Raw genomic sequence first — 12,874 nt, 5'->3', positions numbered from 1 at the left:
CCAAGTCAACCGGTAACGGGGCGACTTCGGCACCGCGCGCGGAGCGGAGAAACGAGCACTTCGTTCACACCCCGTGCGAAACCGGCATTCACTAGTCTGAGCGCACCGAATCACCGCAGCCAGGAGCCACCGGAGCGGTCCCATGCAGCCCAACTCCCTCCCCAACGCCCTGCTGGACGCCCTGCTCGTCGAAGCGGGCATCTCCCACGCCGGTCTCGCCGCCCGGGTGAACCAGGCGGGCCGCGCCAGGGGCCTCGCCCTGCGCTACGAACACACCGCCGTCGCCCGCTGGTTGAAGGGCCAGCGGCCGCGCGGCCAGGTGCCCGACCTGATCTGCGAGGTGCTCGCCGGCCGGCTGCACCGCACGGTCACCCTCGACGACATCGGCCTCGGAGTGGGCGATGCGAGCGGCGCTCGGGGCGCGGGCCTCCCGGCGCCCGGCACGCCGCTCTCCGGCTTCGTCGAGCGGGCCACCGCCCTGTGGCGCTCCGACGAGCAGCGGCGCCCGCACGTCCGCGGCGCGCCCGCGGTGACCGGCACCCCGGCCGTGCTGCCGGTGTGGGAGTGGGAGAACCCGCCGGAGGACACCGATGTCTCGCGGGAGGGTCTGACCCGGGTCTCCGCCGCCGACGTGTCCCTGCTGAGCGCGGCCCGGGCGCACTACGAGCAGATGTACCGCAAGGCCGGCGGCATGGCGACCGGCGCCCGGATCGTCGGCTTCCTCAATGCCGAGACCGCGCCGCTGCTGCGCGGCGGTTACGGGGACGCGCTCGGCCGGCGGCTGCACCGGGCGGCCGGCGGCCTCGTGGCGGTGGCCGGGATCTGCGCGTACGACTCCGACGTCCAGGGTCTGGCCCAGCGCTACTTCCACCAGGCGCTGCGGCTCGCGAAGGCGAGTGGCGACCGGGGCCTCGGCGCGTATGTGGTGGCGCTGCTCGTCAACCAGTCGCTGTTCATGGGGGAGTACCGGCAGGCGGTGGCGTTCGCGGAGGCGGCGCTGCGTTCGGCGGGGCGGGAGATCACGCCCGCGCTCGCCGCCGATCTGACGGCGATGCAGGCGAAGGCGTACGCGCATCTGGGCGACGGCGCCGCGGCGCTGGGCTGCGTCATGCGGGCCGAGGCCGAGGCGGAGCGGATCCGGCCGGGCAGTGAACCGGCCGAGACCGGCTACGTCCAGCCCGGGCTCGTCAATGTGCAGGTCGCCGAGGCCCTCCTCAGTCTGGGTGAACTCGGCGCGGCCCACGAGCACGCGGCGGCGGCTGTCGGGACCCCGGCGCACGACCGGGGGCGGGTGCACCGGCTCGCCATGCTGTGCCGGATCGAGCTGCGGCAGGGCGAGCCGGACCGGGCGGCGGGCACGGCCGTGGAGATGACGGAGCGGGCGCGCGGGATGGAGTCGCGGCGGCTGCGGGACCGGCTGCGGCTGGTCCGGGAGGAGCTGCTGGCGAGCGGGGAGGCCCAGGCGCGCGAAGCGGCCGACATCGTCGGCGGTGCGCTGCGCGTGCCTCTGTGAGCGTGTCCTTGCGACCCGGTAACTGCTGCGATATTGCCACCAGGTAATCACCGACCAGTCGGAAGGTGGCAAGAACGTGCAGTGGACGAAGTTAAGCGAACAATCCGTCTATGAGAACCGCTGGTTCCGGGTCAACCTCGCGGACGTCGAACTCCCCGACGGCCGCCGCCTCGACCACTATCTGATCCGGCTCCGCCCGGTCGCCGCCGCGACCGCCGTCAACGCCTCCGACGAGGTCCTGCTGCTCTGGCGTCATCGCTTCATCACCGACAGCTGGGGCTGGGAACTCGCCGCCGGCGTCGTCGAGGACGGCGAGGAGATCGAGGCCGCCGCCGCACGCGAGATGGAGGAGGAGACCGGCTGGCGCCCAGGCCCGCTGCGCCCGCTGCTCACCGTCGAGCCGGAGGGCGGCCTCAGCGACGCCCGCCACCACCTCTACTGGAGCGAGGAGGCCCACTGGACCGGGCCGCCGCGCGACGCCTTCGAGTCCTCCCGCCTGGAGTGGGTGCCGCTCAAATCCGTCCCCGACCTGGTCGCCCGGGGGCGGGTCCCCGCCGCCGGCACGGCGGCCGGGCTGCTGATGCTGCACCACCTGCGGCTCGGCTGAGCCGGGGCGCGCCGCGCGCGGAAAAGCCGGACGGCCCGTACCTGTGCGGTGTACGGGCCGTCCGATCGGCACTCCCGGGGTCTCAGGAGTGCGGTCTCATCAGTGCGACGCTCAGGAGTACGGGTAGAAGCCCGAGCCGGTCTTGCGGCCCAGACGGCCCGCGTCCACCATGCGCTGGAGCAGCGGAGGAGCGGCGTACAGCGGCTCCTTGTACTCGGCGTACATCGAGTCGGCGATCGACGCGATCGTGTCCAGACCGATCAGGTCCGAGAGCTTCAGCGGGCCCATCGGGTGGGCGCAGCCGAACTCCATGCCGTTGTCGATGTCCTCGCGGCTCGCGATGCCCGACTCGAACATCCGGATCGCGGAGAGCAGGTACGGCACGAGCAGCGCGTTCACCACGAAGCCCGAGCGGTCCTGGGCGCGGATCGCGTGCTTGCCGAGCACCTTCTCGGCGAACAGCTGCGCCCGGCTGATCGTGCCCTCGGAGGTGGTGAGGGCGGGGATCAGCTCGACGAGCTTCTGCACCGGCGCCGGGTTGAAGAAGTGGATGCCGATGACGTTGTCGGGGCGAGAGGTCGCCACGGCCAGCTTCACCAGCGGGATGGAGGAGGTGTTCGAGGCCAGGATGGCGTCCGGCCGGGTCACCACCTGGTCGAGCACCTGGAAGATCTCGGTCTTGACCTGCTCGTTCTCCACGACGGCCTCGATCACGAGGTCGCGGTCGGCGAACTCGCCCAGGTCGGTGGTGAAGCTGAGCCGGGCGAGCGCCTGGTCGCGCTCCTCCTCGCTGATCTTGCCGCGTTCGGCGGCCTTGGTGAGCGAGTTGGTCAGCCGCGTGCGGCCGAGCTCCAGCGCCTCGCCGGTGGTCTCGGCGACCTTCACCTCGAGCCCGCTGCGGGCACACACCTCCGCGATGCCCGCGCCCATCTGGCCGCAGCCCACCACTCCGACGCGCTCAATGTCGGCCATGGAGTCCGTCACCTCGTGCCTTTCGCTCTGTGCTGGCGGCGGGCCCGTGTGATTCCGGTGCGTCCGCCTCGACCCCACGACGTTACTCCCGACACGCCCGATGATCGATCGTTCTGGGGTGGGCATGCTGTCCGATGGGCTGTGACGTATCCGATAGCGAGGGTGACAAATGCCGCGGATCGGGAGAAGAGGGTTTGTGGCGGGGGCGGCGCTGGCCGCGTGGGGGATCGGGGCCGGCGACGCGGGGGCGGCGGGGGACGCGCTCGGGCGCGCGGGCGAGCGGGCGGGAGCGGGGGCGGCGGGGGGCGTGCTCGGGCCCGCGTCCGGACCCGCGGGCGGGAGACCGGACGGCCGCCGCCGGGCGAAGGAGTTCCGGGGCATGTGGGTCGCGACGATCACCAACCGCGACTTCCCGTCCCGGCCGGGCCTCACGGCCGCCGAGCAGCGCGCCGAGCTGACCGGCCTGCTCGACCTCGCGGTACGGCGCCGGATGACCGCGGTCGTCCTCCAGATCCGGCCCTCCGCCGACGCCCTGTGGCCCTCCCCGTACGAGCCCTGGGCCGAGTGCCTCACCGGCACTCAGGGCACCGACCCGGGCTGGGACCCGCTCGGCACCGCCGTCACCGAGGCGCACGCGCGCGGCCTGGAACTGCACGCCTGGTGCAACCCGTACCGCGTGGCCTCCCACTCCGACCCGTCACGGCTGGCCCCGGGCCACCCCGTGCGGCGCCACCCCGAGTGGGCCCTGGTCTACGCCGGCGGGCTGCTCTACAACCCGGGCCTGCCCGAGGTCCGGCGCCATGTCCAGGACGCCATGCTCGACGCCGTACGCCGCTACGACATCGACGCGCTGCACTGGGACGACTACTTCTACCCGTATCCGGTCGCCGGGCAGTCCATCGCCGACGACGACGCGTACGCCCGCTACGGGGCCGGGTTCGCGGACCGGGCGGCCTGGCGGCGGAACAACGTCGATCTGCTGGTGCGGGAGACAGCGACCCGGATCAAGGAGGTGAAGCCCTCGGTCGCCTTCGGGATCAGCCCGTTCGGGGTCTGGCGCAACGCCGGCACCGATCCGGAGGGCTCGGACACCCGCGGCGGGCAGAGCTACGACGACCTCTACGCCGACACCCGTCACTGGGTCCGCGAGGGCTGGCTCGACTACGTGATGCCGCAGCTCTACTGGAACATCGGCTACGACGCCTGTGACTACGCCAAGCTCGTGCCCTGGTGGGACGCGGCGGTCCGGGGCACCGGCGTACGGCTCTATCTCGGCGAGGCGCTCTACAAGGTGGGCGACCCGGCGCAGCCGGCCGCCTGGCAGGACCCGGCGGAGCTGGCCCGGCACGTGCGGCTCGCCCGGACGTACGCCACCGTCGGCGGACACTGCTACTTCGCGGCCCGCGAGGTGGCGAAGGACCCGCTGGGCGCGCTGACGTCCGCCGTGGACGCCTAGAGCCTGCCCGGCGGATGCGGCCGTGCCCTGGCGCCGCCTCGGCGGCGGGAGAGCCGGGGGCTCACTGGCCTCCGGCCTGCGGACGGTGGCGGACGGTGGTGTCGGGGCCCGGCAGCACCACGGCCTCGTGGCCGTCGTCGTCGAACTTCACGCGGAACGGGGGGTTGCCGTTCTCGCCCATGACCTGAACGACCTCGGCGGTACGTTCGTGCTGGCCGACCGTACGGCCGTGCACCACCAGCCTGTCGCCCTTGGACGCACGCATGGGTGACCTCCTCGCGCCTGGGCCTGCCCTACTCGGAGTCTACGTCTGCCATTGTGACCTCCGTCTCAGCTCTTCGCCCGCTGGGTCACCGCGATGCAGACCAGGACGCCGACAGCCGCGAGCGGGGCGGCGGGCGCGAGGTCCTCGCCGAGCACGGTCACCGACCAGACGAGGGTCATCAGCGGCTGGGCGAGCTGCAGCTGGCTGGCGCGCGGGATGCCGATCGCGGCCATGCCCCGGTACCAGACGTACAGGCCGAAGAAGGTCGAGCCGGCCGCCACCCACACCAGCCCGATGACGCCGTGCGCGGTGAAGTGCACCGGCTCGTGCGCGAGGGCCACGACCGCGGCCGCCGCCATCAGCGGCAGGCACAGCACCAGCGCCCAGCCGATCACGTGCCAGCCCGGCATCAGCTTCGCGAGCCGCCCGCCCTCGGTGTACCCGGCGGCGCACACCAGCAGCGCGCCGAAGAGGTACAGATCGCCGGTCGACAGCGCACCGCCGCTCTGCTGGAGGGTGAACGCGAGCACGACGACCGCGCCCGAGACGGCCGCGATCCAGAACGTACGGGACGGGCGCCGGCCGGTACGGATCGCGGCGAACGTCGCCGTGGTGAGCGGCAGCAGGCCGACGACCACGGCGGCGTGCGAGGTCGTCGAGGTCTGCAGTGCCAGCGTCGTGAGCAGCGGGAAGCCCACCACGACCCCGCCGCCGACGACGGCCAGCCCGGCCCAGTGGCGGCGCTCCGGCAGCGGCACCCGGCCCGCCAGCAGGAAGGCGCCCGCGATGAGCGCGGCGAGCACCGAGCGGACGGCGACCAGGGACCAGGGGCCGAAGCTCTCCAGGCCCCACACCGTCGACGGGAAGGTGAGGGAGAAGCAGATCACGCCGAGCGCGGCGAGCAGGGTGCCCGAGTTCACGGCGGGGCGGGTGCCGGTAGCGGTGACCGCTATCGTGCTCGGGCTGGTAGCGCTATTCTGTGCTGTCATGCAACAGCGTAGCAGTGTCGATGAACTGACGGAATTGCTGAAAGCGGAACTCAACCGCTACTCACCTGGTGAGAAGCTGCCGTCAAGTCGCACCCTCGTCGAGCGCCACCACGTCTCCCCGGTCACCGTCACCCGCGCCCTCGCCCAGCTCGCCGCCGAGGGCCTCGTCGTCACCCGCCCCGGCGCCGGCGCCTACCGCGCCGAGACCCGCACCGCCACGCCCCCCACCGGCGACACCTCCTGGCAGCAACTCGCCCTCAGCGCCGACACCGGGGCGGGCGGCGACGCCGTCCCGCGCGCCGTCGACGCCTCCGGCCTCCTCGTCACCCTCGCCACGCCCCCGACCGGCGTCATCGAGTTCAACGGCGGCTACCTCCACCCCATCCTCCAGCCCGAACGCGCCCTCGCCGCCGCCCTCGCCCGGGCCGGCCGCCGCCCCGGCGCCTGGAGCCGCCCGCCCGCCGACGGACTGCCCGAACTGCGCGCCTGGTTCGCCCGCGAGATCGGCGGCGGGGTGACCGCCGCCGAGGTCCTCATCACCGCCGGCGGCCAGTCCGCCCTCACCACCGCCCTGCGCGCGCTCGGCGCGCCCGGCACCCCCGTCCTCGTCGAATCGCCCACCTACCCCGGCATGCTGGCCGTCGCCCGCGCCGCCGGCCTGCGGCCCGTGCCCGTCCCCACCGACGCCGACGGCATCCGGCCCGACCTCCTCGAAGCCGCCTTCCGCGCCACCGGTGCGCGCGTCGTCGTCTGCCAGCCGCTCTTCCAGAACCCCACCGGCGCCGCGCTCTCCGTCGAACGCCGGGCCGCCGTCGTCCGCATCGCCCGCGCCGCGGGCGCCTTCGTCATCGAGGACGACTTCGCCCGCCGCCTCGTCCACGAGGACTCCGGCCCGCTGCCGCCGACCCTCGCCGCCGACGACCCCGACGGCGTCGTCGTCCACGTCTGCTCGCTCACCAAGATCACCTCTGCGAGCCTCCGCGTCGGCGCGCTCGCCGCCCGCGGCCCCGTCCTCGAACGGCTCCGCGCCATCCAGGTCGTCGACAGCTTCTTCGTGCCACGGCCGCTCCAGGAGACCGCCCTCGAACTCGTCGGGTCGCCGGCCTGGAACCGCCATCTGCGAGCCGTCTCCCAGGAGCTGAAGAGCCGCCGCGACACCATGACCGCCGCCGTCGCCCGCCACCTCCCCGAACTCGCCCTGCCCCACGTGCCCTCCGGCGGCTACCACCTCTGGCTCCGCCTCCCCGACACCCTCCCCGAAGCCGCCCTCCTCCCCACCGCCCTGCACACCGGCGTCGCCGTCGCACCCGGCCGCCCCTACTTCGCCGCCGAGCCGCCCGCCGGCCACATCCGGCTGAGTTTCGCGGGTGTCGCGGGCCCGGCGGAGATCATCGAGGGCGTACGGAGGCTGCGGACCGCCATCGACGAGCTGGTGGGGTGAGAGACACCGACGTCCACTGCGGCCGCCAAAAGGCCGGATTCACGCCACTGCGGAATCCGGACAAGTCGACGGCACTCGGGCGGCCGTGGGCGCCCGACCCGGACGTCCCCGCCGACACCCCTTGACCAGCGGCGCCACCGGCCTCACGATCCCGCCATGGGTCTTCGGCTCACGCTGGTCGCGGCGGCACGCAGCTCCTCCCTGCTCGCCGAACGCTTCGACGACGACCGGCCGCTCGACGAGGCCGGCTGGTACGAGGTGCAGCTCGCCGCGCCACGGCTGATCCCGCTCGGCGCGGCCGAGCTCCGCTACTGCTCCCCGACGCCCCGCAGCCGCGCCACCGGCACCGCCCTCGGCTACGCGCCGCTCGCCCAGCCGGCCCTCCGCGACTGCGACATGGGCCGCTGGCGCGGCCTCACCCTCGCCGACGTCGCCGCCCTCGAACCGGCCGCCGTCGACACCTGGCTCAGCGACCCGCGCACGGCCCCGCACGGCGGCGAGACGCTGCTCTCCTTCATCACGCGCGTCGGCGGCTGGCTCGACACCCGTCCCGCCGACGACGGCGTCGCCATCGTGGCCGTCGCCGAGCCGGCGGTGGTCCGCGCCGCCCTCGTCTACGCCCTCAAGGCCCCGCCCGCGACGTACTGGAACGTGGACGTCCGCCCCCTGTCGACGGTCACGCTGACGGGGCGCCCGGGCGTGTGGCACCTGCAGCTCGCGGCGGCGGTGGGGTGAGGCGGGCGCCTCCGCCCTGCTGCCCGCCCGCACCACGAAGGCGCCGCACCCGCCGTCCCCACCGCACCGGCTAGCCTGGTGCGCACGATGAACCGTCTGACCACGTCATGGGGCACCTTCCCGCTCACCCGCCACCCGGCCGACCCGCGCGACCCGCTGCGCGCCTGGGACGCGGCCGACGAGTACCTCCTCGGCCACCTCGCCGAGACCGGTACCGACCTCTCCGGCACCGTCGTGGTCGTCGGCGACCGCTGGGGCGCGCTCGTCACCGCGCTCGCGGCGGCCGGCGCCGGTGAGCCGGTGCAGATCTCCGACTCGTACCTCGGCCGCACCGCCACCGCCGAGAACCTGGCCCGCTCCGGGGCCGCCCCCGACGCCGTGCGCCTGCTGACGACGCAGGACCCGCCGCCCGAGCGCGTCGACGTGCTACTCGTCCGCGTCCCGAAGAGCCTCGCGCTCCTGGAGGACCAGCTGCACCGGCTCGCCCCGGCCGTGCACGAGGGAACCGTGATCGTCGGCACCGGGATGGTGAAGGAGATCCACACCTCCACCCTGAGCCTGTTCGAGACGATCCTCGGCCCGACCCGGACCTCCCTTGCCGTGAAGAAGGCCCGGCTGATCCACACGACGCCGGACCCGGCTCGCGTACGGGACGCCAATCCGTGGCCCCACACGTACGAGCTGCCCGCCGACGCCCCGGGCCGGCTCGCCGGGCGGACCGTCGTCAACCAGGCCGGCGTCTTCTGCGCCGACCGCCTCGACATCGGCACGCGGTTCTTCCTGCAGCACCTGCCGGCCGGTCTCGGCGCCGCCCGGGTCGTCGACCTCGGCTGCGGCAACGGCGTCGTCGGCCTCGCCGTCGCGCTCGCCGAGCCCGAGGCGGAGCTGCTCTTCACCGACGAGTCGTACCAGGCCGTCGCCTCGGCCGAGGAGAACTTCCGCCACCACGCGGGGGAGGGGCGCAAGGCCGAGTTCCAGGTGGGCGACGGGCTCGCCGACGCGGCGCCCGGCTCCGTGGACCTGGTGCTCAACAACCCGCCGTTCCACAGCCACCAGGCCACCACCGACCGCACCGCCCGCCGGATGTTCGCCGACGCCCGCCGGGCCCTGCGGCCCGGCGGGGAGCTGTGGGTGGTCGGCAACCGGCACCTCGGCTACCACGTCACCCTGCGGCGGATCTTCGGGAACAGCGAACTCGTCGCGAGCGACCCGAAGTTCGTGATCCTGAAGGCCGTGAAGAGGGACGGCCAGGCGGCCGGGCGCGAGGGAGAGGGCGGTACGGCGGCGGGCCGTCAGGCGAGGGTGACCAGGTCCCGGTAGCCCTCGTTCCACAGGTCCTCCTCCGCCTCCGGCAGCACCAGCACCCGCTCCGGACGCAGCGCGTCGATCGCGCCCTCGTCGTGCGTGACCATGACGATCGCGCCGGGGTACGTGCCGACGGCCGCCAGGACCTCGTCACGCGAGGCCGGGTCCAGGTTGTTCGTCGGCTCGTCGAGGAGCAGGACGTTCGCGCCCGAGTGGACCAGGCCCGCGAGCGCGAGCCGGGTCTTCTCGCCGCCCGACAGGACCCCGGCCGGCTTGTCGGCGTCGTCGCCCCGGAACAGGAACGCGCCGAGGACGCGGCGGACCTCGCCGTCGGTCAGGTGCGGGGCGGCGACAGCCAGGTTCTCCCGGACCGTGCGGGACGGGTCGATGGTCTCGTGCTCCTGCGCGAAGTAGCCGAGCCGCAGCCCGTGCCCGTGGACCACGCGGCCCGCGTCCGGCGTCTCCTGCCCGGCCAGCAGGCGGAGCAGCGTCGTCTTGCCCGCGCCGTTGAGCCCGAGCACGACGAGCCGGCTGCCCCGGTCCACCGCCAGGTCCACCCCGTCCAGGACCGGCCGCCCGCCCCCGTACCCCTTGGTCAGCGACACCGCGCCCAGCGGCGTCCGGCCGCACGGCGCCGGCTCCGGGAGGCGGATGCGGGCCACCTGCTCGGTGCGCCGGACCGCCTCCACGCCGTCCAGCAGCCGGTCGGCGCGGCGCGCCATGCTGCGCGCGGTGACCGCGGCCCCCGCACGGGCCTTCATCTTGTCCGCCTGCGCGTGCAGCGCCGCCGCCTTGCGTTCGGCGTTGGCGCGCTCGCGGGTACGGCGCCGCTCGTCCGCGTCCCGCTGGGTGAGGTACGCGGCCCAGCCGGTGTTGTGGACGTCGACCGTCGCGCGCTGCGGATCGAGATGGAAGACCCGGTTGACGGTGTCCCCGATCAGGTCCAGGTCATGGCTGATGAGCACCAGACCGCCCTGGTGGGAGGCGAGATGACCGCGCAGCCAGGCCACCGAGTCCGCGTCCAGGTGGTTCGTCGGCTCGTCGAGCAGCAGCGTGCCCTCCCGGCCGTGGCCCGCGAACAGGATCCGGGCCAGCTCGACCCGGCGCTTCTGCCCGCCGGACAGTGTGCCGACGGGCCGGCCCATCACGTCGGCCGGCAGCCCGAGGCCCGCGGCCACCCGCGCCGCCTCGGCCTCCGCCGCGTACCCGCCGCACGCCTCGAACGCGGCCTCGGCCCGCGCGTACGCCTCCATGGCCCTGTCGTCGGCTGCCGCCGCGAGCCGGTCGGCCGCCTCGTGCAGCCGCCGCACGGCCACGTCCATCCCCCGCGCGGACAGGATCCGGTCGGTGACGGAGAGGGCGGGATCGGCGGCGCGCGAGTCCTGCGCCAGATGCGCGACGGGACCGGTGCGCGTCACGCGCCCGGCGGCCGGCGCGCGCAGCCCGGCCAGGGTGTGCAGCAGGGTGGTCTTGCCGGCTCCGTTGCGGCCGACGAGGCCGATCCGGTCGCCGGGCGCGACGGTGAAGGAGATCTCGGACAGCAGGAGACGGGCGCCGACGCGCACGTCGACACCACGGATGGTGATCATGGGATGACGCTCCGAACAAGCTTGAGGACACACGGGTGGCGTGGAAGCGGGTCCTGTAGCTAGGAGATTCGGGGCGTAGACATGGCACCGAGCGTACGGGGGAGTGGCGGGCGCGCGCATGCGGTTTTCCGTCGACGCCCGGCCCGGGTGCCACCAGGCCCGGGCGGGGCGGAGGCCCGCCCCGCGGCGCCCCGCCCCCGGCGGCGCCCCCGGCCTGAGCCTCCGCCAAGGCCGGCCCGGGGCGCCCCGCCCCGCGGCGCCTGGCCTGCACGGCGGGTTTCCGCCCCGCCCCCCGCGGCGGTCTGGCCTGCACGGCGGGTTTCCCCCCGCGGCGGTCTGGCCTGCACGGCGGGTTTCCGCCCCGCCCCTGCGGCGCCCTCCCTGCACGGCGGGTTTCCGCCCCGCCCCCCCGCGGCAGTCTGGCCCGCACGGCGGGTCTCCCCAGCTCCCGCGGGCGCCGGCCTGCCCGGTGGGCCGCGCCGCCCCCTCGCGCGTCCGGGAACCCCAGCCCCCGCGGCGCCCCGGGCCCGCACTGCGGGCCGCCGCCCCTCGCGCGTCCGGGAACGCCAGCCCCCCCCGCGGCGCCCCTGGCCCGCAGGGCGGGGTCGTCCCGCCTCACGCGTCCGGGAACGCCAGCGTCAGCCCCCGCACCCGCTCCTCACCCGTCGTGATGTCCAGCGCCACGATCCGGCCCTCGTGCAGGGTGAACGCCACCGCCCTCACCGGCCGGCCCGAGGCGAAGGCCACCACGCCGATCGCGCCGTCGATCAGCGCGCGCCGGGTCGCGTCGGCCGCGGTACGGGCGAAGGCCGCCGCCGCGCCCTCGGCGACGGCGGCGGGGCCGTGGGCGGTGCCGTGGGCCGAGTGGGCGACGACGTCCGGGTGGAGGAGGGCGGCGAGGGCGCGGGGGTCGCGGGCGCGGGCGGCGGCCAGGAAGGACTCGACGACCGCGCGCTGCTGAGCGGGCTCCCGGCCGGACCCCGACCCGACGGCCATGCGCTGCCGCGCCGGGTCCCAGCCGGACCCCGACTCGACGACTGCGCGCTGCCGCGCCGGGTCCCGGCCGGGCCCGCCGCCCCGCCCTCGCTGACCCTCCGGGTCCGGTCCGCGCCGGCCGTCCGGGCCGCCGCCCCGCACCCGTCGCCGGGCCGCGCGGGCGAGCCGGCCGGCCTCCTCGGGGGTGCCGCCGGTGATCCGCGCGGTGGCGTCGAGGGGCAGGCCGAACAGCTCGTGCAGGACGTACGCGAGTCGCTCGTCCGGCCCGAGGGCGTCGAGGACCACGAGCAGCGCCAGCCACACGGCGTCGACCCCTTCGGACGACCGGGGCGGGTCGGGCGGCTGGGAGTCCGTCGGGCGCGGGGCGTCGGCCCTGCCGGTGGTTGTCCGGGGCGGGTCGGGCGGCTGGGAGTCCGTCGGGCGCGGGGCGTCGGCCCTGCCGGTGGTTGTCCGGGGCGGGTCGGGCGGCTGGGAGTCCGTCGGGCGCGGGGCGTCGGCCCTGCCGGTGGTTGTCCGGGGCGGGTCTGGTGGCTGGGAGTCCGTCGGGCGCGGGGCGTCGGCCCTGCCGGTGGTTGTCCGGGGCGGGCCGGGCGGCTGGGAGTCCGTCGGGCGCAGGGCCTCGGCTCCGTCGGTCGTTGTCCGGGGCCGGCCTGGCGGCTGGGAGTCCGCCGGCCACACGGGTTCGACTCCTTCGATCGCCCGGGGCGCGCCCGTCGGCTGGGAGTCCGTCGGGCGCAGGGCGTCGGCCTCGTCGGTCGTCGCCCGGGGCGGGCTCGGCGGCTCGGAGTCCCGCCGGCCCTGGAGCCGCCGTACGCACGCCCGCCCCACCACCGCGGCCAGCCATTCCCGCACCCCGTCGCCCACCCCCGCGCGCGCCTCCGCGAGGACGCCCGCGACGTCCCCGTACCCTCCGAGCATCCGCCGGGCCACGGCCCGCAGCCGCTCCTCCTCGGCGTCGAACCGTGCGGTGAGGGCGGTCAGGAACGCGTCCTCGCCCATGGGGCAT

11 protein-coding genes are annotated in these 12,874 nt (G+C 75.3%); 6 read left to right on the top strand and 5 right to left on the bottom strand.

Going from position 1 to position 12,874, the window contains the following annotated elements; all coding sequences use genetic code 11:
• Positions 1 to 142: 142 nt before the first annotated feature.
• A complete protein-coding gene (locus ACIRSU_RS26770) occupies positions 143 to 1,513 on the top strand; it encodes a transcriptional regulator (RefSeq protein ID WP_403796980.1) in 1,371 nt (456 codons plus the stop codon).
• Between the two features lie 76 nt (positions 1,514 to 1,589).
• Positions 1,590 to 2,120, top strand: coding sequence for an NUDIX domain-containing protein (locus ACIRSU_RS26765; RefSeq protein ID WP_403796977.1), 531 nt, complete (start codon positions 1,590 to 1,592; stop codon positions 2,118 to 2,120).
• Positions 2,121 to 2,231: 111 nt separating this feature from the next.
• On the opposite strand, the gene ACIRSU_RS26760 is transcribed toward ACIRSU_RS26765, so the two are convergent.
• On the bottom strand, positions 2,232 to 3,092 hold the full coding sequence (locus tag ACIRSU_RS26760) for a 3-hydroxybutyryl-CoA dehydrogenase (RefSeq protein ID WP_403796974.1): 861 nt from the start codon (positions 3,090 to 3,092) through the stop codon (positions 2,232 to 2,234).
• A gap of 169 nt (positions 3,093 to 3,261) precedes the next feature.
• On the opposite strand from ACIRSU_RS26760, the gene ACIRSU_RS26755 reads away from it, so the two are divergent.
• Positions 3,262 to 4,548: a glycoside hydrolase family 10 protein gene (locus ACIRSU_RS26755; protein ID WP_403796972.1), complete on the top strand. Its 1,287-nt coding sequence runs from the start codon at positions 3,262 to 3,264 to the stop codon at positions 4,546 to 4,548.
• 61 nt (positions 4,549 to 4,609) lie between these two features.
• On the opposite strand, the gene ACIRSU_RS26750 is transcribed toward ACIRSU_RS26755, so the two are convergent.
• A complete protein-coding gene (locus tag ACIRSU_RS26750) occupies positions 4,610 to 4,813 on the bottom strand; it encodes a DUF1918 domain-containing protein (protein ID WP_403796970.1) in 204 nt (67 codons plus the stop codon).
• A 65-nt stretch (positions 4,814 to 4,878) separates the two neighbouring features.
• A complete protein-coding gene (locus tag ACIRSU_RS26745) occupies positions 4,879 to 5,802 on the bottom strand; it encodes a DMT family transporter (RefSeq protein WP_403796968.1) in 924 nt (307 codons plus the stop codon).
• Between ACIRSU_RS26745 and ACIRSU_RS26740 the strand changes: the two genes are divergently transcribed.
• The 3 genes from ACIRSU_RS26740 (at position 5,801) to ACIRSU_RS26730 (ending at position 9,298) form a co-directional block, all read left to right on the top strand.
• Positions 5,801 to 7,243, top strand: coding sequence for a PLP-dependent aminotransferase family protein (locus ACIRSU_RS26740; protein WP_403796965.1), 1,443 nt, complete (start codon positions 5,801 to 5,803; stop codon positions 7,241 to 7,243). The two genes, ACIRSU_RS26745 and ACIRSU_RS26740, sit on opposite strands and share 2 nt — an antisense overlap.
• 156 nt (positions 7,244 to 7,399) lie before the next feature.
• Positions 7,400 to 7,978, top strand: coding sequence for a histidine phosphatase family protein (locus ACIRSU_RS26735; protein WP_403796963.1), 579 nt, complete (start codon positions 7,400 to 7,402; stop codon positions 7,976 to 7,978).
• A gap of 96 nt (positions 7,979 to 8,074) precedes the next feature.
• Complete coding sequence (locus ACIRSU_RS26730; protein ID WP_403797504.1) at positions 8,075 to 9,298, top strand: methyltransferase; 1,224 nt, start codon at positions 8,075 to 8,077, stop codon at positions 9,296 to 9,298.
• Here ACIRSU_RS26730 and ACIRSU_RS26725 read toward each other — a convergent pair.
• Both ACIRSU_RS26725 and ACIRSU_RS26720 read right to left on the bottom strand, forming a co-directional pair.
• Positions 9,271 to 10,872 carry an ABC-F family ATP-binding cassette domain-containing protein gene (locus ACIRSU_RS26725; RefSeq protein ID WP_403796960.1) on the bottom strand — a complete coding sequence of 534 codons (1,602 nt, stop codon included), beginning with the start codon at positions 10,870 to 10,872 and terminating at the stop codon, positions 9,271 to 9,273. The genes ACIRSU_RS26730 and ACIRSU_RS26725 overlap by 28 nt on opposite strands.
• Before the next feature lie 615 nt (positions 10,873 to 11,487).
• Entirely contained in the window at positions 11,488 to 12,867 is a 1,380-nt protein-coding gene (locus tag ACIRSU_RS26720) for a nuclear transport factor 2 family protein (protein ID WP_403796958.1), read from the bottom strand.
• Between the last annotated feature and the right edge of the window lie 7 nt (positions 12,868 to 12,874).

The sequence above is a fragment of the Streptomyces sp. NPDC101160 genome, from assembly GCF_044768205.1.
In the GTDB taxonomy this organism is placed as follows: domain Bacteria; phylum Actinomycetota; class Actinomycetes; order Streptomycetales; family Streptomycetaceae; genus Streptomyces.
The sequence above is the reverse complement of the archived record's forward strand: the minus strand, read 5'-3'. Positions and strand labels throughout refer to the sequence as shown.